The sequence below is a fragment of the Streptosporangium sp. NPDC049248 genome (assembly GCF_040678965.1).
GTDB classification, from domain to species: Bacteria; Actinomycetota; Actinomycetes; order Streptosporangiales; family Streptosporangiaceae; genus Streptosporangium; species Streptosporangium fukuiense.
In genome coordinates this window covers 122,457-145,802 of record NZ_JBFAQY010000021.1, presented here as the reverse complement: position 1 = coordinate 145,802, position 23,346 = coordinate 122,457, and the positions used below count along the sequence as shown (strand labels likewise).

General features: G+C 71.2%; 20 protein-coding genes. 5 read left to right on the top strand and 15 right to left on the bottom strand.

Translation table 11 applies throughout. The features are described 5' to 3' along the window. Window positions 1-76 precede the first annotated feature (76 nt). Both AB0K21_RS31170 and AB0K21_RS31165 read right to left on the bottom strand, forming a co-directional pair. Window positions 77-1,624, bottom strand: a complete 1,548-nt coding sequence (locus AB0K21_RS31170; protein WP_343964013.1) for a serine/threonine-protein kinase — start codon at window positions 1,622-1,624, stop codon at window positions 77-79. Further along, on the bottom strand, window positions 1,624-3,201 hold the full coding sequence (locus AB0K21_RS31165) for a hypothetical protein (protein ID WP_364155239.1): 1,578 nt from the start codon (window positions 3,199-3,201) through the stop codon (window positions 1,624-1,626). Before AB0K21_RS31165 ends, AB0K21_RS31170 begins: the two co-directional genes overlap by 1 nt. 622 nt (window positions 3,202-3,823) lie before the next feature. Between AB0K21_RS31165 and AB0K21_RS31160 the strand changes: the two genes are divergently transcribed. Both AB0K21_RS31160 and AB0K21_RS31155 read left to right on the top strand, forming a co-directional pair. Then, window positions 3,824-5,881 (top strand): hydantoinase/oxoprolinase family protein, encoded by a 2,058-nt coding sequence (locus AB0K21_RS31160; RefSeq protein ID WP_364155237.1) that lies wholly within the window; start codon window positions 3,824-3,826, stop codon window positions 5,879-5,881. Beyond that, the gene (locus AB0K21_RS31155; protein ID WP_364155235.1) at window positions 5,878-7,686 is read left to right on the top strand and encodes a hydantoinase B/oxoprolinase family protein; all 1,809 of its coding nucleotides are present in this window, start codon (window positions 5,878-5,880) and stop codon (window positions 7,684-7,686) included. The genes AB0K21_RS31160 and AB0K21_RS31155 overlap by 4 nt, the downstream gene beginning before the upstream one ends. On the opposite strand, the gene AB0K21_RS31150 is transcribed toward AB0K21_RS31155, so the two are convergent. Beyond that, window positions 7,608-8,909 (bottom strand): hypothetical protein, encoded by a 1,302-nt coding sequence (locus AB0K21_RS31150; RefSeq protein WP_364155233.1) that lies wholly within the window; start codon window positions 8,907-8,909, stop codon window positions 7,608-7,610. The genes AB0K21_RS31155 and AB0K21_RS31150 overlap by 79 nt on opposite strands. Before the next feature lie 82 nt (window positions 8,910-8,991). Here AB0K21_RS31150 and AB0K21_RS31145 point away from each other — a divergent pair, with 82 nt between their 5' ends. Then, on the top strand, window positions 8,992-9,675 hold the full coding sequence (locus tag AB0K21_RS31145; protein WP_364155231.1) for a TetR/AcrR family transcriptional regulator C-terminal domain-containing protein: 684 nt from the start codon (window positions 8,992-8,994) through the stop codon (window positions 9,673-9,675). Between the two features lie 59 nt (window positions 9,676-9,734). Here AB0K21_RS31145 and AB0K21_RS31140 read toward each other — a convergent pair whose 3' ends face one another. The 10 genes from AB0K21_RS31140 to AB0K21_RS31095 all read right to left on the bottom strand — a co-directional run bounded on the left by AB0K21_RS31140 (window position 9,735) and on the right by AB0K21_RS31095 (window position 19,107). Further along, window positions 9,735-10,361, bottom strand: coding sequence for a Uma2 family endonuclease (locus AB0K21_RS31140; RefSeq protein ID WP_364155229.1), 627 nt, complete (start codon window positions 10,359-10,361; stop codon window positions 9,735-9,737). Between the two features lie 26 nt (window positions 10,362-10,387). Next, window positions 10,388-11,035, bottom strand: a complete 648-nt coding sequence (locus AB0K21_RS31135) for an adenosylcobinamide amidohydrolase (RefSeq protein ID WP_364155269.1) — start codon at window positions 11,033-11,035, stop codon at window positions 10,388-10,390. Window positions 11,036-11,136: 101 nt separating this feature from the next. Next, window positions 11,137-11,910, bottom strand: a complete 774-nt coding sequence (locus AB0K21_RS31130) for an ABC transporter ATP-binding protein (protein ID WP_343964027.1) — start codon at window positions 11,908-11,910, stop codon at window positions 11,137-11,139. A 67-nt stretch (window positions 11,911-11,977) separates the two neighbouring features. Further along, complete coding sequence (locus AB0K21_RS31125) at window positions 11,978-12,979, bottom strand: iron ABC transporter permease (protein WP_343964140.1); 1,002 nt, start codon at window positions 12,977-12,979, stop codon at window positions 11,978-11,980. A gap of 72 nt (window positions 12,980-13,051) precedes the next feature. After that, window positions 13,052-14,005 (bottom strand): ABC transporter substrate-binding protein, encoded by a 954-nt coding sequence (locus AB0K21_RS31120; protein WP_343964029.1) that lies wholly within the window; start codon window positions 14,003-14,005, stop codon window positions 13,052-13,054. A gap of 424 nt (window positions 14,006-14,429) precedes the next feature. Continuing rightward, window positions 14,430-15,284, bottom strand: a complete 855-nt coding sequence (locus AB0K21_RS31115) for a Gfo/Idh/MocA family oxidoreductase (protein WP_343964031.1) — start codon at window positions 15,282-15,284, stop codon at window positions 14,430-14,432. Then, on the bottom strand, window positions 15,281-16,090 hold the full coding sequence (locus AB0K21_RS31110; RefSeq protein ID WP_364155226.1) for an SDR family oxidoreductase: 810 nt from the start codon (window positions 16,088-16,090) through the stop codon (window positions 15,281-15,283). Before AB0K21_RS31110 ends, AB0K21_RS31115 begins: the two co-directional genes overlap by 4 nt. Beyond that, on the bottom strand, window positions 16,087-17,289 hold the full coding sequence (locus AB0K21_RS31105; RefSeq protein WP_364155224.1) for a cytochrome P450: 1,203 nt from the start codon (window positions 17,287-17,289) through the stop codon (window positions 16,087-16,089). The genes AB0K21_RS31110 and AB0K21_RS31105 overlap by 4 nt, the downstream gene beginning before the upstream one ends. After that, window positions 17,276-18,292 carry a phosphotriesterase-related protein gene (locus AB0K21_RS31100; RefSeq protein WP_343964037.1) on the bottom strand — a complete coding sequence of 339 codons (1,017 nt, stop codon included), beginning with the start codon at window positions 18,290-18,292 and terminating at the stop codon, window positions 17,276-17,278. The genes AB0K21_RS31105 and AB0K21_RS31100 overlap by 14 nt, the downstream gene beginning before the upstream one ends. A gap of 35 nt (window positions 18,293-18,327) precedes the next feature. Next, complete coding sequence (locus AB0K21_RS31095) at window positions 18,328-19,107, bottom strand: phytanoyl-CoA dioxygenase family protein (RefSeq protein WP_343964039.1); 780 nt, start codon at window positions 19,105-19,107, stop codon at window positions 18,328-18,330. A 119-nt stretch (window positions 19,108-19,226) separates the two neighbouring features. Here AB0K21_RS31095 and AB0K21_RS31090 point away from each other — a divergent pair, with 119 nt between their 5' ends. Together AB0K21_RS31090 and AB0K21_RS31085 are read left to right on the top strand one after the other, a co-directional pair. Continuing rightward, window positions 19,227-20,141: a TIGR03621 family F420-dependent LLM class oxidoreductase gene (locus AB0K21_RS31090; RefSeq protein ID WP_343964041.1), complete on the top strand. Its 915-nt coding sequence runs from the start codon at window positions 19,227-19,229 to the stop codon at window positions 20,139-20,141. Between the two features lie 68 nt (window positions 20,142-20,209). Next, complete coding sequence (locus tag AB0K21_RS31085) at window positions 20,210-20,803, top strand: histidine phosphatase family protein (RefSeq protein ID WP_364155221.1); 594 nt, start codon at window positions 20,210-20,212, stop codon at window positions 20,801-20,803. On the opposite strand, the gene AB0K21_RS31080 is transcribed toward AB0K21_RS31085, so the two are convergent. Next, window positions 20,800-21,558 (bottom strand): hypothetical protein, encoded by a 759-nt coding sequence (locus tag AB0K21_RS31080; RefSeq protein ID WP_364155219.1) that lies wholly within the window; start codon window positions 21,556-21,558, stop codon window positions 20,800-20,802. The two genes, AB0K21_RS31085 and AB0K21_RS31080, sit on opposite strands and share 4 nt — an antisense overlap. A 140-nt stretch (window positions 21,559-21,698) precedes the next feature. Beyond that, window positions 21,699-23,210 (bottom strand): amino acid adenylation domain-containing protein, encoded by a 1,512-nt coding sequence (locus AB0K21_RS31075; protein ID WP_343964047.1) that lies wholly within the window; start codon window positions 23,208-23,210, stop codon window positions 21,699-21,701. Window positions 23,211-23,346 lie beyond the last annotated feature (136 nt).

The window sequence follows — 23,346 nt, the reverse complement described above, 5'->3', positions numbered from 1 at the left end:
AAAGCTTGATGACCGTCTTGCCCATAGGACAAAACACCCGGACAAGTCGATCACAAGTGGGACGCAAGTCAACGGTTCAGAACATTGGGAATGAAACACTCCGCACGAACTGATTGGCGGTCGCGTTGTCGCACCTGCCGGACGCGCAGAAATAGATGATGAGGGCCGGCTCGTCCGGCCGCTCGACGACCCAGCCGGTGAATTCGAGCTGGCCGCCGCGCTGTGGGTCGGCGATCGTCCCCTGCAGCCGGATGGCCGGCTGCCCGCCCACGCTCACCTGGACGACCTGGGAGAAGACGCTGACCGTGCCGGGAAGCGAGGACTGCATCGTCTCCTGCAGCTGTTTGGCACTGCTGCGCGGGTCGAGGGTGTCGAGCGTCTGCGCGTAGAGACCGGCCGCGTCCTGGGGGTCGTCCTTGATGATCTCGTTCACGGTCGCCCAGTCGGCGGTGACGGGCGTGGCGAACAGCGCCCGGAACTGCTCCACTCTCGGCGAGGCCACCACGAACACGTCGGCGTGCGGTTGGAGGGTCCAGGCGCCGGGGTGCTGGAAGGCGACCGGCACCGCGGCCGACCCCTGGTACGCCACCCAGGTGTCGCCACCGCGCAGGAACGTCGCGAGCATCGCCACCAGCGCGACGATCGCCGTGATCGCCACCGCCGCACCGATGAGAATGCCCTTCCCGCCGGATCTGGGCCTGCTCGGCTCCGGTCGCCCCGTGGGCACCGTCGGTGCGGCGGGGCGAGCCTGGGTGAGCTGGTACGGCCGGCCGGCACCGCTGATCGCGTCACGCAGTTCGGCGACGAACTGGCCACAGGTCTCGTAGCGCTGCTCGGGCGACTTGGCCAGGGCCCGCATCATGACACCGTCGACCTCAAGCGGCAGCTCGGGGCGGAGCGTGGTGAGCGGAGTGGGGGTCTCGGCGAGGTGTGCCCAGAGCAGGGCGATCTCGTTGTCGCGCTGGAAGGGCAACCTCCCGGCCAGCGCCTCGTAGACCACGCAGGCCAGGCCGTACTGGTCGCAGCGGCCGTCGATGTGCTCCTTGTTGATCTGCTCGGGCGACATGTAGCGGGGGGTGCCGATGAACTGGTTGGTCTGGGTCAGCCCGGAGATCGAGGTGCGGTGCTTGGTGATGCCGAAGTCGGTGAGGTAGGCGTGGTCGCCCTCGGTGTGGGCGGCGATCAGGATGTTGGCCGGCTTGACATCGCGGTGAACCAGGTCGTGGGCGTGCGCGGTGTCGAGCGCGGCGGCCACCTGGGCGAAGGTCCGGTTGACCTGGCTGACCGGCATCGGGCCCCGGTCGTAGAAGAGCTTGCGCAGGTCGGGGCCGTTGACGTAGCGCATCGCGATGTAGAGGGTGCCGTCGTCGGCGGTGTCGGCCTCGTAGATCGGGATGATGTTGGGGTGGTCGATGCTCGCGACGGTGCGCGACTCCAGCACGAAGCGCTGACGGAACCGCTCGTCCTCGCCGAGGAGCGGGTTGAGGATCTTCAGTGCCACCCGGCGGTTGAGCCTGGGGTCGACCGCGAGGTAGACCACGGCCATGCCGCCCTTGCCGATGATGTCCTCGATCTGGTAGCCGGCCACTTCCCGGCCGATCAGCGCCCTGTCGTTGGCTGACATCACGTCTTGGCCGGCTGGCCGCAGTAGCCGCAGAAGCTGTGGGCGGGACCCAGCCGCATCCCGCAGCCCGTGCAGTACTTCTGCACCGTCGTCTCGGCGGGTCTGGGGTCCGGAGCGGTGCTGGAGCCCGGATCGCGCGCCACCAGCACCGGCTGGCCGGGCGAGGTCGAGGAGATCTTGGGCAATGCGGGGAAGGAGCGGCCGACCACGATCGTTGAGTCGACCTGCTCGTCGAAGACCGATCTCGCCTGCACGGGCGGCGGGTTCACGCTGGGAGGCGGGATGGGGGGCAGGGTGTCGGCGGGCGGGCTCGGCTCCGGTGCCGGTTCGTGGTCGGAGAGCCTGCGGCGCCAGAGCAGGATCGCGGTGGCCAGCACCACCAGCACCAGCAGGCCGCCGCCGACCAGGAACGGCCACAGCGGCGCGCCGCCGGGCGCGTCGGTGGAGGCCGCCGCCCTCTTGGTGCCCTCGTCCTCCGCGGTGCCACGCTTGGCCTGGGCCGTCTTGAGGTGCGCGGCGGCCACGGTGTGGCCCGGGTAGAGGTCCAGCACCCGCTGGAAGGCGGGGACCGCGTCACCGTAGTAGTGGGTGTGGAAGCGGGTCAGCGCCTGCTCGAAGGCGGCGTCGATCGGGCCGCGGGCGGGCGCGACGTCCGCCTCGGCCAGGGCCTTGGTGACCTCCCTGACACCGATCATCCGGGCGTCCTTGCCACCGCCGAGCAGCAGGCCGACGACCTCGCCCTTCTTGTCCTCGATCACCGGGCCGCCGAGCAGCCCCCTGTCGACCAGGGCGCCCAGCTTCTCCGGCTCGTTGACCTTGTTCTCCGGGTCCTTGAACTGTCGGCCGCCCTCACCGGCGCCCCCCGCCCGCAGGTGGGCGATGTCGACGGTCTCCGGCAGGTTCGCGGCCGGTCGACCGGTGAACCCGGCGATCGCCACCGGCGAGCCGTCCTTGGCGGGCACCTCGGCGGCGAGCGGGGCGGTGGGCAGGCCCGCGCTCCCGTCGGCGCGGCCGACGGGCCTCAGCACCGCCGGGCTGTCGGGCTTGTCGCCGACGCGGACGATCTCGGCCTTGAACCCCTCCTTGTCGGCGGGGGTGATGTTGGGGAAGACCCTGATCTCTGTGGTGACGTCGATGATGCAGGTGGCGGTGGGCTGCTTGGGCGGGTAGCACTCCTGCAGGTGGTGGTCGAGCAGGTCGTCCTTGAGCTTGTGCCGCTCGAAGTCCGCGGGGACCTTGACCTTGTGGTGCTCGGCGAAGATCTTGTTGGCGGCGTAGATCCGGACGTCCCTGTCGTTCTTGACCACCCGGGTGAGGGTGACCATGCCCCCGTCGGGGTTGATCACCGTGCCGGTGCCGCTGCCGATCGGCACCTCGTAGGAACGCTCCACGTGGACCAGCTCGCCGATGTGGTCAAGGAGCGTGATGTCCACGCGCGCCGTGGCCTCGATCCTGGCCACCGCGGGGGTCACCAGGTCGGTGATCCCGCTGGGGTGCTCGTGAGCCAGGGCGGGCGCCACCCCGGCGACCGCCAACAGGAGGCCTCCGAACACCGCCGCCGAACCGAACCGCCGCATCGCCACTCCCTACAGGGGATAGGACAAGGGTCGCAAACCAGAGTGAATAAGTGAACCATTCAGGCCCGAGGGCTTGACTTTCTTTCCGCCGTTGCCCGCACCTGGTCACGAAACGGATGTCTCCGCCCCGTCCTCACCATCACCACCCCGGCGCCGACCATGCCTTTCACCATGTCCACCCCCCGTCGCGGACAGTTACGCAAAGTCTAATCCCGACGGGGCCCCGGCGCGACAATGTATACCCTGCGGGAACCGGCTCCCTCGTCTCGCCCAATGACCCGCAGTCACCTCAATCCAGCGGGACGAAAACCCCATATTTCTCGATATTTCCATCTAATAAGCAATAAAGGGGATAAAGCTCTCATTGCTTCCCATCCGCCCGAGGAGGCTCCTCCGGTACGCGAGCGGAGGGCCCGCGAATTCGAAAACGCGAGAGGAGCGGAGGACGAGGGCCACCGGGACACGGGCGAGCCGGTCACCCGGACGCGGCCCAGGCGACCCCATGGACAAGCGCTTGCTAGGGAAATAGCCTGCCCTTCGTGGGCGAGCGGGCGCGGAACCCGTCCCCGCGTCGCGACGGGCCACCTGCCCGGAGCGCCGGACGATCAGACGGGGAGAGCCGTTGAGCCACTCGATCGGGGTCGACGTCGGAGGGACGTTCACGGACGTGGTGCTCCGCGGGCCGGATGGCGGGATCAGCGTCGCCAAGTGCCTGAGCACCCACGACGACCCGGCCGACGGCATCGTCACGGGCATCGTCGCCGCGCTCGGCCGCAGGGACCCCTCCCTGGTGACCAGGGTCGTGCACGCGACCACGCTGGCCACCAACGCCGTGCTCGAACGCAGAGGCGTCCGCGTCGCCTATGTCACGACCAGAGGTTTCCGCTCGGCGATCCCCCTGGGCCGCTACGCGCGAGTCGAGGAGGACCGCTACGACCTCCGCTTCGACCCTCCCGCGCCGCCGGTCGCCGCCGGTGACTGTTTCGAGGTGCCCGAGCGGGTGGACCACCGGGGCGAGGTGCTCGAACCGCTCGACGAGGCGGCCGTGACCCGCGTCGGCGAGGAGATCGCGCGGCGGGGTGTCACCGCGGCCGCCGTCTGCCTGCTGCACTCGTACGCGAACCCCTCGCACGAACGGCGGGTCGCCGAGATCCTCCGACGCGTCGTGCCGACCGTGGTGATCTCCTCGGAGGTCTGGCCGGAACTGCGCGAGTACGAGCGGGCGACCACCACGATCATGTCCGCCTATGTCGGGCCCGTCATGGCGGGATACCTGCGGCGGCTGACCGCTCGGCTGGCCGGCATCGGAATCACCGCGCCGGTGCACGTCATGGACTCGGGCGGCGGCGTGATGTCCGCCGAACTGGCGGCCCGGCGGGCCGTGGCCACCATCGAGTCCGGGCCCGCGGCCGGGGTGCTGGCCGCCGCCGCGTCCGGCCATCCGGACGTCGTCTCCTTCGACATGGGCGGGACCACCGCTAAGACCTGCGTGATCAGGAACGGCGAGCCGGAGATCACCCACGAGTTCCACGTGGGCGGCAAGGGCAGCTTCGGCGGGCGCAGGGCCGGGACCGGGGTGCCGGTCAAGATCCCGGCGATCGATCTGGCGGAGGTGGGGGCCGGAGGGGGCAGCATCGCATGGGTGGACCCGGCCGGCACCCTGCGGGCAGGCCCGCGCTCGGCCGGTTCGGAACCCGGCCCGGCCTGCTACGGCCTGGGCGGCGACGAGCCGACGGTGACGGACGCCAACCTGGTGCTCGGCTACCTCGACGCCGCCTCGTTCGCCGCCGGGACGATGTCGCTCTCCCTCGACCTCGCGGAGAAGGCGGTCGACCGCCGCCTCGCCGGCCCGCTCGGGGTCTCCCGCGCCGAGGCGGCGCACGCCGTCCACGAGATCGCCAACGCCTCGATGGGATCGGCGGTCCACGTGGTGACGGTGCAGCGGGGCATCGATCCCCGAGGGTTCGTCATGGTCGCCTTCGGCGGCGCGGGCCCGATGCACGCGGCCAGGGTCGCCTCCCGCTTCGGCATCTCCACGGTGGTCGTTCCCGCGCACTGCGGGGTCGGCTCCGCGGCCGGCCTGCTGGCCGGCGACCTGTCCACCGACCGCGTCCTGTCCGCCCCGGGTGCCGACCCGGTGCGGGTCTTCGCCATCCTGGCCGAGACCGCCGCCGCCGACCTGAACGTGACCCTCGGCTCCCCCGGCGTCTCGGTCACCCGCTCGGCCGACGTCCGCTTCACCGGACAGGCCCACGACCTGACCGTGCGATGGAGCGACTCCCCCGCCGAACTGGCCGACCGCTTCTTCGCGAGATACCGGCAGGTGTACGGCATCGAGCAGCGGGGCCCCATCGAGGTCGTCGGCTACCGCGTCCGCGTCACCCAGACCGCCCGGCACTCCCTGGTCGGCACCGCGCCCGGAGCCCGGGAGCCGGGTGGGCCCCCGAAGCGCCCGGAGGCCCACGATGCCTCCGACACCGCCGAGGTGCGGCGGGCCGCGTACTTTCCCGAGCTCGGCGGATACGTACCGGTGCCGGTGCTCACCAGGGCGGCCCTGCGCGAGGTGGCGGGACCGGCGATCGTCGAGGACGCCGAGGCGACGATCGTGGTGCCACCGGGCTGGACGGCCAGGCTCGCGGACGACATGTCGGTAATCCTCACCGAGGGCGGAACACCATGACGCGGGAACCCCCGACGGCGCACCGGCGGCCCGCACGAGGGGTCCTCGCCGGGGGTCCCCACGAAGGGGCGAGTCGGTCGACGGCGGAGACGCTGACCGCGGAGGTACTGCGGAACGCGCTGGTGGTGGCGGCCGAGGAGGCGAGCATCGTGGTGGTGCGCTCGGCCTACTCGACGTTCATCGTCGAGGGGTCCGACGCCTCGGCGGCGATCCTCGACGCGGGTGGGCGCCTGGTCGCGCAGTCGATGGCGACCACGCTCATGAACAGCATGGCGTTGAAGGTCGCGCTGCCCGAACTGCTGAAGGACATCCCGGCCGCCGGGATGCGGCCCGGTGACGTGTTCGTGCTCAACGACGCCTACCGGGGCGGGGTGCACACCAACGACCTGCTCGTCTACCGGCCGGTCTTCGTCGCCGGCGAGCCCGCCTACTTCACCGCGACGATGATCCACGTCTCGGACCTCGGCGGCCTGTCCGCGGGCGGCATGGCCCCGCTCGCCACCGACATCTTCCTTGAGGGCCTGCAACTCCCCCCGGTCCTGCTGGCCACCTCGCGCGGCGTGGAACCGGCGATCGAGGCGATCCTGCGGGCCAACAGCCGTACCCCCGACAAGGTCATGGGTGATGTGCGCGCGCTCGTCGCGGGCACCGCGGTCGCCGCGACCAGGATCGAGGCGCTGGTCGGCGAGTACGGCCCGGCCGGGCTCGCCCGGGGGATCGACGACTATCTGGACCACACCGAGACGCTGACCCGCGCGGCCCTTCTCGCCCTGCCCGCCGGGCGCTACGAGGCGTCCTACCCGATCGACGACGACGGCATCGACCTCACCGTCTCGCACACCGTCAGGGTCGCGGTCACCCTGACCCCCGGTGCGGGAGCCGTGCTCGACTTCGACGGCACCGACCCCCAGGTCCCGGCGGCGATCAACTCCTCCTCGTCACAGTCGCTGGCCGCCGCCGTGTTCGCGATGCGCTGCTTCCTGGACCCGTCCATCGCGATGAACGACGGCTGCCTGCGGGCGATCGAGGTGCGGCTGCCACCCGGATCGCTGCTCAACGCGCGTTCCCCCTACCCGTGCGGTGGCCGGTTCGTGCCCATCTACGCGGCGATGGAGGCCGTCTTCCAGGCGCTGTCGGACGCGATGCCCGAGCGCGCCATCGCGGCGAGCGGCATCCTGCAGCCCTTCTCCATCGCGGCCGTCGGGGCGCCGTACTGGATCCACCTGTCGTACGACTTCGGCGGGGTCGGCGCCCGGCAGGGCAAGGACGGCCCGGACGCGACCGGCGTGCACTTCGGCATCGGCCGCAACTCGGTACCCCAGGTCGAGCCGGTCGAGACCCGCTGCCCGCTCGTCGTGGAGTCGGTGGAGACCGTTCCCGACTCCGGTGGCCCCGGCAGGTACCGGGGCGGCCTCGGCTCCCGCACGGTGATCCGCTTTCTGGCCGACGCCCACGTCACCACCCGGGGCGACCGGCTGCGCAACGCCCCGCCCGGGCGCTCCGGTGGCCTGCCCGGCCGGCTCGGCGGCTTCTACCTGCGGCGCGCGGACGGCTCGCTGGAACACCTCGCCTCCAAGGTGAACAACGTCCGGCTCGGCGCGGGCGAGGCGTTCGTGATCGAGACGACCGGCGGCGGCGGCATCGGCTCCCCGTACGAGCGGCCCGTCGCGGAGGTCCTCGCCGACCTCGACACCGGCCGCGTCACCCCACACGGCGCCCTCGCCGACTACGGGGTCACCCTCGAAGACGACGGCACGGCGACGCGGCCCCGGGCGGCCTCACCGGAACGGCCGGGCCTGGAATAGCCCGACTCCGAGGCGGTGTCCCCACCGTCGTCGTTCCGGCCCAGGTCGGCGGGCAGGAGTTGTTCGGTCAGCAGGCGGCGTACCCGTGCGCGGCGGTCAGGGGCATCCAGCCACCGTCGCACCAGCCGCCACCCATGGACGTAGCCGAAGATGTACGGGCTCATGACGGACGGTCTGAGCAGGTTGAGGGTGCGGGCGATCTCGCTCTCGTCGTACAGTGCCCAGCGCGCCAGGTAATCGCCGAGCCGCGCGTCGGACGATCCCTCGGCGGCCAGGAAGGCCGCGTTGCCCCACACCCCCCACAGCACGTTCTTCGCGTGGTGGATCGCGGCGAGGTCGCTGCCGTCCCGGCGGATGCCGAACTCGGGCAGGACGGCGCCGGCCAGCCAGGTCTGAGCCTCGTCACCGGGAAAGAGGATCTCCTGCGCGCACAACCCGAGTCCCTCGCTGATCAGGAACGACGGCGAGAGCATGAACCGCACCCGCTGGTCCGCGCGGCCCTGCCCGTCCACCAGCAGGCGCTCCTTGAGCAGCGACTCGGCGATGTGCCCCGGATGTCCCTCGTGGGCCACGATGTACAGCAGGTCGGCCAGATTGAACGGGAGGTCTCCGTTGATGAAGATCGTGGACTCGGTGCCGCCGTGATGGTGTCCGGCCGCGTGGTAGGACACCCCGCCGACCACCTGGCAGCCGACGCTCTCGTCCGCGGGCAGCGTCACGATGGTCTCGGTACGGGCACGGGTCTCGGCCACGGCTCTGCCCACCAGGTCGGGCAGCCGCTCCATCCGGGTCAGGGTGTGGGTCCGCTGCCAGGCGCGCAGCCGTTCCGCCAGCGAGCCGCGAGTCTTCGGCAGCGCCGCGTCCAGCAGTTCGTGCGCCTCCTCGAACACCGACTCCGGCAACGGCCGCGGCCGTAACCCCAGGCACTGCTGGGCATACTCGGCCAGCGGCAGCCTCTCCCCGTCCAGGTACCGGGCCACCGCGCGCATCGCGCGGATCTGCGCCACCAGGTACGGGGCCTGCTCGGAGGCGAGGGCGTCCAGCAGCCGGTCGGCCTCTTCGGCCAGCCGGCCTGGCCGGGGCGGGCTCTGCGCCCCTGCCTGGGTGCGCCATTCGTCCGGGCCCCGGTAGATGAGCACGGCGCCTCCGGAGGGGACGGCGATCAGACGGTCGATGAGCAGGGCCAGCATCGCGTAGTCCCTCAGCCACACCTGGTCGGTCATGGGATTCTCCTCGTCGTGATGGGACCGGGGCCGCTAAATTAGCTGTACGGTTTTCCGTACAGTGCACGGAAAGGGCGGCGCCATGCCGAGCGGGCAGTCCATCTGGTTCCGCGACGAGGGGCCCGCTCGCAAACCACGTCTGTCGCGCGAGCGGATCGTCAGGGCGGCTGTCGAACTGCTGGACGCCGAGGGCGCCGAGTGCTTCTCCATGCGCGCCCTCGCCGCCCGCCTGCGCGCGGGCACGATGTCGCTGTACGAGTACGTCACGAGCAAGGAGGACGTGCTGGACCTCGCTCTTGACGAGGTCTTCGGTGAGGTCGAGATGGCGGAGACCGACGCGTCATGGCGCACGATTCTGATCGGGCAACTCTCGCAGAGCCGCCAGGTCATGCACCGCCATCCGTGGATACCCGCCCTCGTCGCCACCCGCCCGCTGGCGGGGCCCAATGCCCTGGCCCGCTCCGAGTTCTTCTACTCGGCCCTCGCCCGCGCAGGTCTGCGCGGCCCGGCGCTGACCGCCGCCGTGGGAGCGCTGACGTCCTACGTCAACGGGTACGTCTCCTCGGAGAACATCTGGTGGTCCCGGATTCGCGCTCCCGCCGCCGACGCCGAGATCCGCGACCAGGTCCAGCGGCACCTGGATGAGCGCCTGAAGTCCTATCCGACGCTCGCCCGGCACGCCGAAGTCGGCAACGGTGACTTCGACGACCAGTTCGCGCTGGGCCTGGCCATCATCCTCGACGGCATCGAGGCCCGGCTCGCCTGACCGCCACCGGAGACAGCGCCTCCGGCCCAACCGGGCAAGGACTTCCGGGAACGGTACGACTATCCGCGTGGCCGGGTGAGCGCGGCGGGGTCGAAGGAGACCTCGAACGGCGCGAGCAGGTTCGCGACCTCGCCCGCCTCGTATCTTTCGGCGGGTTTGTAGTCGTCCCCGGCGAGTTCGTGGACGTGGACGGACGGGCCTTCGGACAACTCGATCCGCCAGTAGGCGGGAATGCCCGCAGCGGCGTAGGCGGCCCTCTTGAGGTGGCGGTCTCGCGCCTGCGTGCTCGGGCTGACCAACTCGACGGCCAAGAGGATGTCACGTGGCGCGAACATCAGCCCTCTCTCATCGACGGTCTCCGTCGGCACCACAACAAGGTCAGGGATGAAGAAGTCACGGCTACCCACCCGGAGGTTCACCTCCTGCAGCGGCTGGAACTCTGGCGGCGCAGCGTCTTCGAGAATGCGCGCGAGACGCAGACTCGCGTACTGATGCAGGGGGACAGGGGAAGGACTCACCAGCAGGCTCCCGTTGAAGAGCTCGTAGCGGTTCCCGTCGTCGGGAAACTTGAGCAGGTCGTCGACAGTGAACGGCGGCTCTCCTTGGAGAACCGTCCGCCTGGCCGCCGGCTCCTTCGTTGCCATCGTGGTCACCTGCTCAGTGTCGGGAGTCTCGCCCTCGCTCACATGCTACTTCCCACAATTCCATTACTTTAAGTGGTCAGGACATCACGGTTTGCCCACTGCTGGGCGCCCTCTCGGACGGCGGTGTGGACGGCGCGGGCGACGCGGGCGCCCCAGGTGGAGCGGGGGCCGCCGAAGAGTTCCTCCGGGCCGTGGTCGGGGACCGCCACGCAGACCGCGTCGGAGGCAGTCCCGGTACCGGGGAAACCGACCTCCAGCAGGGCCTGGGTCTTGGCCTCGGTCACCGTCATGACCGCGTTGACCAGGGCGGCGTCGCTCATCGCGACCGGTACGACGACGACGATGTTGATCGTGCCAGGCAGGTACACGGGGGCCAGCTCGGGGTCCGGCACGCCTTCGGGCGCGGCGGCCCAGGTCGGGACGCGCAGGCCGACGGTCGCCATGACCTCCACCCCCCCGTCGTCGGCCCGGGTGAAGTGCTCGACCGAGGCGGCGGTGAGCATGCCGACCCCGGGGCCCGGCGGGGCGAGCTCCAGCAGGTGGTCCACCGGGTCCATCCGCGAGTATCCACCGACCACCTGCGCGTTGAGCGCCCAGGCGGCCGGGCCGATGCCGCCGCCGACCATGGCCGAGGAGATCGCCCGCCACCCGGGGCCGAACTCCCAGAGCAGCGAGGCCAGCCGGGCGCCGTCCTCCTCGCGGTGACTCAGCCTCAGCGAGACCTCGCGGACGTCCGGCTGGATCTCGGGCCCGCTCAGCAGCCCTTCGGACGAACCTCGCGTACGCCCGGGAACGCCCGGACGGATCTCGGACCCGGTCAAGGACGCTCCAGATGGACCTCGGGCCTGCCACCGGGGCCGGTGGCGACGCGGACGCGGGCCTCGAAGTGCTCACCGATCAGCTCTCCGGTCAGTACTTCGGCCGGGGTGCCGGAGGCGGCCATCCGGCCGCCCGAGAGCAACATCATCGAGTCAGCGTACTGGCCGGCCAGGCTCAAATCATGCAATGTCGTGACAACAGTGAGTCCGTCGGCCAGCCGGAGCCGGTCCACGAGCTCCAGCACCTGCTGCTGATGTCCCAGGTCGAGGGCGGTGGTGGGCTCGTCGAGCAGGAGCACCGGGGCCTGCTGGGTCAGCGCCCTGGCGAGCACCACGCGCTGGCGCTCGCCTCCGGACAGACGGCCGAGCCGCCGGACGGCGAGGTGCGACAGGTCCAGCCGCTCCAGCACCGAAGCGGTCACCTCGCGGTCGCGGCGGCCCTCGCGGCCCAGGTAGGGGATGTACGGGGTACGCCCGAGCAGGGCGTAGTCGAACACCGTCATGTCGACCGGCAGCGCCGGGGACTGCGGGGCGTAGGCCAGCAGCCTGGCCCGGTCCCTGGGCCGCAGCCGTCTGACCGGCACGTCGTCGACGAGCACCTCGCCCGCACAGGGCAGCACCCCGGCCAGGGCGCGCAGCAGCGTGGACTTGCCCGCGCCGTTGGCGCCGATGACGGCCAGCCAGCCGCCGTCATCGACGTCGAGCCCGACGCCGGACAGCACGGTCCGCCGGTCCAGCACCACCGACAGGTCGCTCACCGCGAGACGACTCACCGGATCTCCCCTCCGCGCGGCGCACGGGCCACGGTCGCGTGCGCCCCGTACGGACGGACCTGGCCGCTCATGTCTCCACCCGGCGGGTCATGCGCAGTACGGCCACGAAGAACGGCGCGCCGAAGAAGGCGGTCACCACCCCGATGGGCAGCTCGGCGGGGGCGAGCACGGTCCTGGCGATGAGGTCGGCGAGGACCAGGAAGGCGGCCCCGCCGACCAGCGAGATCGGCAGCACGACCCGGTACGAGGAACCGGTCAGGCGGCGGACCACGTGCGGCACGACGATGCCGACGAAGCCGATCAGCCCGCTGACCGCCACGGCCGCCGCGGTGGCCAGGGAGGCCGCGAACAGCACGACGAGGCGGACCCTGGCGGCGTTCAGGCCGAGGGTGACCGCCTCGTCGTCACCGACCGAGAGCACGTCGAGCAGCCTGCCGTGCAGCAGCATGACCGTCACCGAGACGACCGCGTACGGGGCCACCAGTGTGACCTGCCCCCAGCCGCCGCCGACGTTGCCGAGGATCCAGGCGTAGATGCGCTGGAGCTCCTCCACCCTGAGCTGCTGCAGGAACGTCTGGACGGCGGTGAGGAAGGAGGTGACCGCCACACCCGCGAGGACCAGCGTGGCGGTGCCGCCGCCCCGGCCCGCCGCGTTGCCCAGCGCGTAGGCGAGCAGGACGCCGCCGACGGCGCCGACGAAGGCCGCGGCGGGAATGCCGATCGCCTCGCCGTCGCCCTTGCTGAGAACGATCGCCGCCGTGGTCGCCAGACCGGCGCCCGCGGCGGCTCCCAGCAGGTAGGGGTCGGCCAGCGGGTTACGGAAGACCCCCTGGTAGCCGGCTCCCGCGACGGCCAGCAGACCGCCGACGATCGCGGCGAGCAGGACCCTGGGCAGCCGTATCTCGGCCAGGAGGCTCAGTTCGACCGGGGCCAGCCCGGAGTCGGCCGAGACGAACGGCAACCAGTCGAGCAGCTGGATCAGCACGCTGCGCGGCGCGATGTCCGCGGCACCGACCAGCAGCCCGGCGAGCATGCTCGCCAGCAGCAGGGCCACGGCCACGGCCGTCACCGCCGGGCTGAGCCGGGCCGCCTGCCCGGCCGTGCCGCCGGGGACGCCGGAGGAGCGGGGGAGATCTGTCAACTAGCTGGCCGCGGCCTTCTGAACGGCCTCGCCGACCTGCTGGGCGAGGTCCACGACGCGCGGTCCCCAGCGGGAGGCGATGTCGTCGTCGAGAAGGATGACCCGGTCGTTCTTGATGGCCGACAGCTTGGACCAGCCCGGACGCTTGGCGAGGGTGTCCTTCGACTGGCCGCAGCACTTGGTGTCGGCCAGGAAGATCAGGTCGGGGTCGGCCTGCGCGACGAACTCGGCGGAGAGCTTGGGGTAGCCGCCCGCCGCGTCGGGGGCCTTGTCGGCGATGTTGGTCAGGCCGAACAGCCCGTAGATCTGGCCGATGAAGGTGGCGGAGGTCGCCGCGTAGGGGGTGACGTCCAGCTCGTGGTAGTAGGTGAGCTTCGCGTTCTTCGGCGCGGCGGCGGCGAGCTCGTCGATCTGCTTCTTCATCCGCTCGGCGAGTTCGGTGGCCCGCTCGCCGTTGCCGGTGGCGGCGCCGAGGTCGGTGATCTGGTCGTAGGCCTCGTCGAGCTTGGTGGCGGCGGGCTCCAGCAGCACCGGGACGCCGACCTTGCCCAGCGCGGCGACGATGCCGTCGATGTCGTTGGAGAGCACGACCAGGTCGGGCTTCTGGGCGATGATCGCTTCGACGTTCGGCTTGAAACCGGACAGGTCGCTCTTCGGCGCCTCGGCGGGGTGGTTGGACTGGTCGTCCACCGCGACGACCTGTGCTCCGGCGCCGATCGCGAACAGGCTCTCGGTGGCGGCGGTCGACAGCGAGACGATCCGCTCGGGCCTGCTCTCGATGGTGACGGAGCCGTTGCCCGCCTCGACGGTGACCGGGAAGCCCGCCGCCGAGGGAGTCGCGGCGGCACTTGCGGAGGTGGTGGAAGGCGGGGTCGCGGGGGATGTCTGACCGCATCCGGCGAGGGTCAGCGTGGCGAGCAGGGCGCCGGCGAGGGCGCTGCGTACGGGCCTCAAGGGAGGTCCTTTCAGTTACCGGAACCGAGGGACCCAGACAAGGACGGGTCACCCTTTTCCACGAGGGTCGGCGTCGACGACGCGGCGGAGGCGACCTGGCTCGACCCACGAGGGGCCATGACAGTTGCGGGACAGCGCCGGACTCACACCGGACTTCGCTCACACCACGCGTTGGACGAACGCTATCAACTCCCCCGAACAGCCTCTATGCCGAGGCTTCGGACAGACCGCTCTGTGGCTCCTCGGGTAGGCCGCGCCAAGGACCGCTCTCCAGGCACAACGCTACCGGCGAGCCGTCCCGCGACAGGCCGCGCTCCGGCGGGACCGCCCGTCAGACCTCCGGCCCGCTCTTCGAAAGAGCCGCTCTCCGTCCCCCTGACAGGCCGCGCCCGTCCGGCGGGCCGTCGTTCGGCGGGGGCGCCTCTCAGCCGAGCTGCTCCTCGGCGGCGGCGATGATCTCCTGCAGGCGCAGGCCGTGCGCGGCGTCCAGGGGGTGGCCGCCACCGCGCCGCACGGTCCGCTCGAACTCCATGAGCATCAGGGAGAAGACGTCGGAGCCCAGCCGGGTGTCGTCCATGCTCTCCCGGCCGAGGCGGCCGTAGATCTCGACGTCGGAGGGCGGGCTCTCGCCCGGCACGCTCATGCACAGCGACGCCTCGCTGACCGCGCCGGTCTCGTGCTCCAGCAGCAGGCCGACCCAGCCCAGCGGGTTGCCGTGGGCGCGGACCCCGACGACCCTGCCGAGCGCGGCGTCCAACATGTCGATCATGTGCGGGCCGACGTCGAGGATCGCGCCGCGCTCCAACCGCCAGGAGGTGGCGAAGTCCCCGCCGAGCATCGCCCCCGAGATGTTGGCCGCCCGGCCGCCGAACGGCTCGATGGCCGTGACCCTGGCCAGGAAGGCCCGGGTGGCGGGCGAGTAACGCCAGGTGAGGACCATCTGTGAGGCCACGCCCGCCTCGGCGACCGCCTCGGCCAGCCGCCGCGCGCCGTCCAGGTCGGCGGCGAGCGGTTTCTCCAGCAGCAGTGCCTTGCCCGCCTTGGCGGCGAGCACGCCGAGCTCCGCCTGGACGGCGGGCGGCACCGAGAACGCGACCGCCTCGCAGTTGTCGAAGAGTTCCTCGATCCGCTCGAAGACGGGAGCGCCGAATCTGGCCGCTGCCTCGGGGCGACGAGCCCACACGCCCGCCAGACGTGTGTTCGGACCAGCCGCCAGCATCGGCGCGTGCACCATCTCGGCCCACGGTCCGGCACCTACCAGACCCACAGATAACGTCACGGATCCAGTTTCGCACGCTCCCAGGCCCTGATCGCGTGCTCCGGACGGTGCGCCGTCGTCCCGCTGTCGACCACGATCGTCTGGCCGGTCACGCACCGCGCCTCGTCCGAAGCGAGGAACGCGACCAGCGCCGCCACGTCGTCCGGCTCCGCCGCCCAGGGCAGCAGACGTTCGGCGGCCTTCTCCGCCAGCCGCCGCGGGGACATCGCCCCGCGCGCCGCGTCGGTCATGACGAGGCCGGGGGCGACCGCGTTGCAGCGGATGCCGCGCGAGCCGTACATGGTGGCGACGTAGCGGGTGAATCCGGTCAGGGCCGCCTTGGACGTCCCGTAGGCCGCGTGGTCGGCGTCGCCCACCAGCCCGGACACCGACGAGGTCAGCACGATCGCGCCGCCGTCGCGCATCGCGGGGACCGCGTGCTTGACCATGAGCATCGCCCCTCGCAGGTTGACGGCCATGGTGCGGTCCCAGATCCCGACGTCCAGGTCGAGCAGGTCCTGGTCGCGGCCGTAGACGTCGCGGTCCAGGCAGGCGGCGTTGGAGTGCAGCACGTCCAGCCCGCCGAACGAACCGGTCAGCTGCGCCACGGCCGCCTTCACCTCCGCCTCGTTCGACACGTCGCAGTGGAGCGCGCACGCCGTACCGCCGCGGGCCCTGATCGCCGAGGCCACCGAGCGCGCGCCCGCGGCCCACAGGTCGGCGACCCCGACGCAGGCGCCCTCGGCGGCCAGCCGGCGCGCGGTCGCCGCGCCGATTCCCGAGGCGGCACCGGTGACCAGCGCCACCCGGCCGTCGAAGCGCGTCACCATTCCACGTTCAGCGCGGTCAGACCCCGCCCGACCAGCGACGTGCGGTAGGTGACGGGCGGTCCGCCCGATGCCAGGCGGAGCCCCGGGAGACGGCGGCCCAGCACCTCCAGCGCGGTACGGAGCTGCAGGCGGCCGAGCGCGGCTCCCACGCAGAAATGGATGCCGTAGCCGAGCGTCATGTGCGCGTCGGCGTTGCCGCGGTCGATCCGGAACTCGTCCGGCTCGTCGAAGACGCGCTCGTCGTGGGCCGCGGAGTCGGTGGAGAGCAGGCAGAGCGAGCCCTTCGGGATGGTCACGCCGCGCATCTCCACATCGACGGCGGCATACCGGAAGGAGCCGAGGCTGGCGCCGTCGATGCGCATGCACTCCTCCACCGCGTTCTGCACCAGCGCGGGCGGCACCGGCCAGATCCCCTCGCGCAGCAGCCTGAACACGCTGTTGCCGAGCTGGTTGGGTACCGTGTCGTTGCCGCCGAGCAGGATCGTGGAGATCAGCTCGACGACCTCGCGGTGCGACAGCTCGGTGCCGATCAGCGAGGTCATCAGCGAGACGAAGTCGTCGCGCGGCTCTGCGGCGCGGGAGGCGACCAGCTTGTCGACGTAGTCGAGGTAGGTCAGGAAGCTCTCCGCCAGCACCAGCTGGCGCTCGGGCGGCTGCGGCGACAGGAAGAGCTGGAACCAGTCCTTCACGTGCTCCTTGACGAAGGCCTCGTCCTCCTCGGGGACGCCGATGAAGCGGGCGGTGAGCTTGATCGAGGGCACGTGCGCGATCTCCGCGACCAGGTCTCCCCCGCCGCTCGGGATCACCCGGTCGAGCACCTCCTCGTTCAGGTCGCGGAAGCGCTGTTCCATCGCGGCGACGGCGCGCGGGGTGAAGGCGCGCGAGACCGAGCGGCGCAGCCGGGTGTGGGTGGGCGGGTCGACGTTGGCCACGAAGCTGGACAGGAACGAGCCGTGCTCGCCCAGCATCCGCCTGGTCTCGCCGGCGAGGCTGCGGGAGATCGTCAGCGAGCCCTCGGAGGAGAAGCGCCCGGGGTCGCCGTAGGCGGCGCGCACGTCCTCGTGCCGGCTGATGACGTAGGCGCCCAGGTGCTCGCTGTGGAACACCGGGCGCTCGTCGCGGAGCCTGCGCAGGAAGTCGTAGGGCGCGGCGACGTGCCAGGCCGCGCTGACGTCGAAGTCCTCAGCGGTGATCATGACCTGCCTCTCGGTACGGCTCGCGCCGGGCGAGGATCTGGCGGGGGTTGGCGATGAGCATCAGGTCGATCTGCTCGGAGGTGACGCCCCGCCTGCGGAGCTCGGGCAGTACGTCCCTGGAGATGTGGAGCAGGTGGTAGTTGGGGTGGCGTCGCCGTACGACGTCGGCGTCGAAGCGGTCGTTGAAGCAGTAGGAGTCGTGGGAGAGGACCATCCGGTCCGCGTGGCCGCGCGCGGCGAGTTCGGCGACGATCGCCACCCGGTTCTCGAACGAGCTGATCGTCTCGATGCCGAACCTGTCCATGCCCAGGTAGGAGCCGTTCGCGATGAGTTCTTCCAGGTAGGTGACGTCCGTCGCGTCTCCGGCATGCCCGATGACGACCCTGGAGAGGTCCACGCCCAGCCGGGCCAGCAGCTTCTGCTGCTCCAGGCCGCCGCCCGAGGCACTGTGCGAGTGGGTGGAGATCGGCACCCCGGTCTCCAGGTGCGCCTCGGCGACCGCGCGAAAGACCCGCTCGCAGTTGGCGGTCATGCCGAGGTGGTCGGTGGCGCACTTGAGGACGCCGGCCTTCACCCCGGTACGGCCGATTCCCTCGGTGATGTCCCTGACGAAGAACTCGGCCAGCCGGTCGGCGCCGCCGAACAGCGAACCCGGCCCGCGGTTGCCGAAGTAGGGCGGCAGCGCGTCGTAGGTGTAGAGGCCGGTGGCGACCACGATGTTGACCTCGGTCAGCTCGGCCACCCGCTGCACCGCGGGCACGTAGCGGCCCAGGCCGACCACGGTCAGGTCGACCACCGTGTCGATGCCGTGCCGTTTCAGGTCGTTCAGCTTGGCCGCGGCCTCGTGGGCGCGCGCTTCGAGGTCCCAGCCCTCGGGAATGTCCGGCCAGTTCCACAGGATCTCCGGGCTGAGCCCGAAGATGTGCTCGTGCATGAGCGTCGCGCCCGGATCCCCGATGGGGCCGGTGATCGTCTCGACGCTCGGGACGGGGCTGTCACTCATGTCCGCTCACCACTCCTCGCTCTTCGCCGCCCCGTTCACGCGTGCGCGACGACCGGGAACCTCGGGTGTTCGAACGGCTGGTTGACGACCAGCCCCAGGCCGTCGGTCTGCCCGTACGGCGTGCCGGTGTAGAGCGCGTCCGCGTCGAAGTAGGTGACCGTGAACGACAGCCTGGCACTGTCCCTGCGGTTGGCGGCCGCCCCGTGGACGGTCAGTGCGTGGTGCACGGTCGCGTCTCCGGCCGCGAGGTCCAGCGGCGGGGAGGTCTCCAGCTCCTTCAGCCACGGATGCTGGCTGAACTGGTCGTCGCCGTCCCTGGCGAAGGAGCGGCCCAGCAGGCCGTACCGGTGGGAACCGGACAGGAACCGGAGTGAGCCCATGTCGGCGGGCACGTCCACCAGGGCCAGCCAGACGGTGAGCATGGCCGAGCGGTCCATCGGCATCCACGGGAAGTCCTGGTGGAACTCGGTGGCGCCGTGCCCGCCGTCCGGCTCCTTGATCAGCAGGTTGGTCACCTGGATCCGTACCCCGGCCACCCCGTGCAGCAGCCGGGTGGCGGCGCGGCCGAGGGCCGGGGCGAAGGCCAGGTCCCGGAAGTGCTCGTCGGTCTCGGCGATGTCCCTGGACTGGCCGAACGCCTGGTCGACCTTGGAGGCGACCACCCGCGAGCGCTCGGCGAGGTGTTCCCGGGCACGGTCGCGGAGCAGGGCCACGTAGCCGCCTTCGACCAGGCGTGGCAGCCTTACCCAGCCGTTGTCCGCGAAGAAGGCGACCTCGTCGTCGGTCACCTCGCGGACCAGGTTGTCGTCAGCCATTGGCTCAGTGTCGAACCTCCCGCCCGCTAAAGCAAGCGCTTGGTAACAACAGTCGCCTTTCCGTGCCCGGGCGGCACCTCTATGCTTAGCAAGCGCTTGGTTGAACAGAGGGGATGCCGATGGATCGCCCGTTCCGGTTCGCCGCCGTGATCCGCGAGGCCACCTCGGCCAGGGCCTGGGCCGAGGCGGCACGCCGCCTTGAGGGCTCGGGCTTCGACGTGCTGCTCGTCCCCGACCATCTGGTCGGCCCCCGCTTCGCGCCGGTCGCGGCGATGACCGCGGCGGCGTGCGCCACCAGCCGTCTGCGGGTCGGCACGCTGGTGTTCGCCAACGACTTCCGCCACCCCGCGGTGCTCGCCAAGGAGGCCGCCACCGTCGACCTGCTCTCCGAGGGCCGCCTGGAGCTGGGCCTCGGCACCGGCTGGATGGCCGCCGACTACGCCGGCGCCGGGCTGGCGTTCGAGCCGCCGGGGGTCAGGGTGGACCGGCTGGCCGAGGCGATCACCGTGCTCAAGGGCCTGTGGGCGGACGGCCCCTTCACCTTCCACGGCAGGCACTACCGGATCACCGCCCTGGACCAGACCCCCAAGCCCCTGAGCCGCCCCCACCCTCGGCTGCTGCTCGGCGGCGGTGGCCCGCGCATGCTCGGGCTGGCCGCCCGCGAGGCCGACGTGATCAACCTCGGCATGCGGGTACGCGCCGACGGGACCGGCCCCGACGGCGCGGACGGCGGTCTGGACGCCTTCCTAGCCAAGATCGACGTGGTACGGCGGGCCGCGGCCGGCCGCTACGACCGGATCGAGCTCGGCACCAGCGTGCAGCAGCTCGGCGTCCGCAAGCGGGACGAGCCGTGGAGCGCCGCCGACTCCTCCCGGCAGGACGAGACGCCGCAGGTGCTGCTCGGCACCCGCCAGGACGTCGTCGACAAGCTCCGCCACTGGCGCGACACCCACGACCTGTCCTATTTCGTGCTCCACCACGAGCGCGACCTGGACGCCTTCATCCCGGTCGCCGAGGAGCTCGCGGGCCGCTGACCCGTGGCGCCTCGCCGCCCGCGCCCCGGGGCGTGGGCGACGAGGCGCCGGCGGCATGATTGGGCATCATGGACCAGATGATTCTGTTGCGGCACGGCGAGACCGAGTGGAGCCGGAACGGCCGGCACACCGGGCGCACCGATCTACGGCTGACCACCGGAGGCGAGGAGCAGGCACGGGCACTGGCCCCGCTGATCTCGGACCGGACGTTCGGCCTCGTCCTGGTCAGTCCGGCTCGGCGCGCGCGGGACACCGCCGAGCTCGCCGGGATCAAGGACTACGAGACGGATCCCGACCTGTGGGAATGGGACTACGGCGGCTACGAGGGCATCACCGCCCTGAAGATCCGCGAGAGGCGCCCCGGCTGGCACCTGTGGCGCGACGGCGTCGTCCCCGGCGACGCCGAGCACCCCGGCGAGAGCGCGGAGCAGGTCGGTGCCCGCGCCGACCGGGTGATCGCCCGCGCCCTGGCCGCGGACGGCGACGTGGTCCTGGTCGCCCACGGGCACTACCTGCGGGTGCTGTGCGCCCGCTGGCTCGGCCTGCCACCGACCGACGGCCGCCTGTTCCGCCTGGACACCGGCACCTACTCCCGGCTCGGCTTCGAGCGCGACGAGCCGGTCGTCCTCACCTGGAACGCCCCGGTCCTCCCCACCGCCTAGATCGGGGAGAGCCGGGAGCCGGGGAAGGGCGCCAGCAGGGTCTCCCGCCACGGGCCCGCCAGGAACTCCCTGGCCCGCCTGCTCCAGTCGAGCAGCCGGCCGTCCGGCTCCACCTCGTCGTCCAGGCCGAGCGCCGCGTCCCTGGACCGCTGAAGCGCCAGGTGGTCGTCCAGCGTCATGCCCCAGACGGTGACGACCTCGGTGTCGCAGAACAGGACCTCGTACAGGCCGATCGGGCGGTGGCCGTGGTCGGCGAGGACGGGCGCGCGCTCCTCGCGGACGGCGTCGAGGTAGTCCAGCGCGGCCCCGGGCCGCACCTGGGCGCTCTCGAACAGGTAGAACGGGGCCGCGTAGCCCTCGGCGGTGATGTCGGCGAGGGCCGGACTGCCGCGCACCGCGCCCAGCGGCCGGGAGAAGGCGGAAAAACGCAGGTCGTCGATGTCGGAGAGGAAGAGCCTGCCGTCGACGCCGTCGTAGATGTTCATCATCTGCCGCCAGCCGCCGTCCCAGCCGCCGTGGCAGTCCCAGAGCGTGACCGCCTTGAACTGGGGGTGGCCGGTGATGCCGACGGCGTAGAAGGCGCCCACCAGGTCGATGTCCCTGGATCTGATCGACAGCCCCTGGGTCAGTTCCGGGGTGTCGAGGGCCTCGTCCTCCTTCTTGTAGCGGGTGAGCCAGGTGAGGTACTCCAGCGGCCTGCGGGAGTTCATCGGCCGGAAGTCGACCTCTTCGATCAGGTAGATGCCTCGCCGCACGGTAAGCGCCTCCTCGACCCAAGCGATTGCTTGGTGGAACCCTAGTCGAGGAGGATCATGCCGTACAGCGTGGAGATCCGGTTTGGACGGCGAGGTCGTCCCGGCCACCCGCGGGCACTTCCTGCGGAACCCGCCGCGCCTCAGCGACGTCGCGTCCGCTGGACGGCGTGATGGGCGGCGAGTCCCGCCCTGTCGAGCTTGCCGTTACCGGTCAGGGGGAACGAGTCGAGCAGCTTCACCCTGTGCGGCACCATGTGACGTGGAAGCGACAGTCTCGCGTACCCCTTCACATCGGCCTCCGTGACCGCCCCCGGCGACGCGGAGTCGACGTAGGCCACCATCTGGGGCTCCCCGATGGGGGTTTTCTCCACCACGCACGCGACGCCTCTCACCCCGGCCATCCCGCTGAGCACCGACTCGATCTCACCGAGCTCGATCCGGAACCCCCTGAGTTTGACCTGCGTGTCCCTGCGGCCGATGTAGTAGAGGTTTCCCTCCCCGTCACGCGTTCCCCAGTCGCCGCTGCGGTAGTGGCGCGATCCGGCCGGGCCGGTGACGAAACGGCTCGCGGTGAGATCCGCGCGTCCCAGGTAGCCGTGGGCGACCCCGCCCCCGGAGACCCAGATCTCCCCTGGCTCGCCGACGCCGACCTCCGCTCCGGTGGAATCCCGCAGGCTGACCGAGAGATGGCTCAGGGGCCGCCCGATGGGCGTGGCGGACTCCGGCGCTCGGGCGAGCAGCTCGGGGGAGAGAAGGCAGTGCGTCACATGAACGGTGGTCTCGGTGATCCCGTACATGTTCACCATCCGGGCCCCGCCGAGGCCGGCGCTCCACCACAGTTCCAGGTCCGGCGGGCACACCGCCTCACCACCGAAGACCACGTATCTGAGTGCGGGCAGGCGGGTGCCCGAACGTGCCAGCTCCCTGACCAGGTAGCCGAACACCGACGGCACCTGGTTGAGGACGGTGACACGTTCGGAGAGCAGGGTGGAGATCATCGCCTGGGGGTCCACGACGACCTCCGCGGCGGGAACCAGCAGGCGGGCACCGTGCAGCAGCGCGCCCCACATCTCCCACACGCTGAAGTCGAAGCTCAGTGAGTGGAACAGGACCCAGACGTCGTCCACGTCGAAGGAGAAGACCTCACCGGCGGCGTCCATCAGGCCGAGCACGTTGGAGTGGGAGACGACACAGCCCTTGGGAGCGCCGGTGGACCCGGAGGTGTAGATGACGTAGGCGGTGTCCGGAGGGACCTCCAGGGCCCCCGCCGACGCCCGCTCCACGATCCAGAGGGGGCCGATCTCGGCGAGCACGGACTCGCCGGCCACCGGCAGGTCCGTGACGATGAGACGCACACCGGCGTCGGCCAGTATCTGGTCCTGGCGTCTCTCCGGGTACGCGGGGTCGATCGGGACGTAGGCGCGGTCGGCCATCATGATCCCCAGCGGCACCGCGACGGCGTGATGGCTCCGAGCGACCCTCGCCGCGACGAGCCGATCCCCCGCGAGCCTGCGCAGCTCTCCCGCGACCCGCAGAGCCAGGGCTTCCAGTTCCCCGTACGTGAGCTCGCCGCCGGTTCCCCGCACCGCCAGGCGCGAGGGGTGCGCTCCGGCCACGGCCTGGAAACGGGTATGCAGCCGATCTTCTGGCATCCCCGCACCTCCTTGGTGATCGTTGTGTGTTTCGAACCGCATGTCAGCGGGTCTCCCGGCGGGACGGGGGCGCGGCTCGCCCTCCGTCGCGTCGAACCGGGAGGCCCGTTCGGCGAAGCCGGGTGCGGCCACGGCC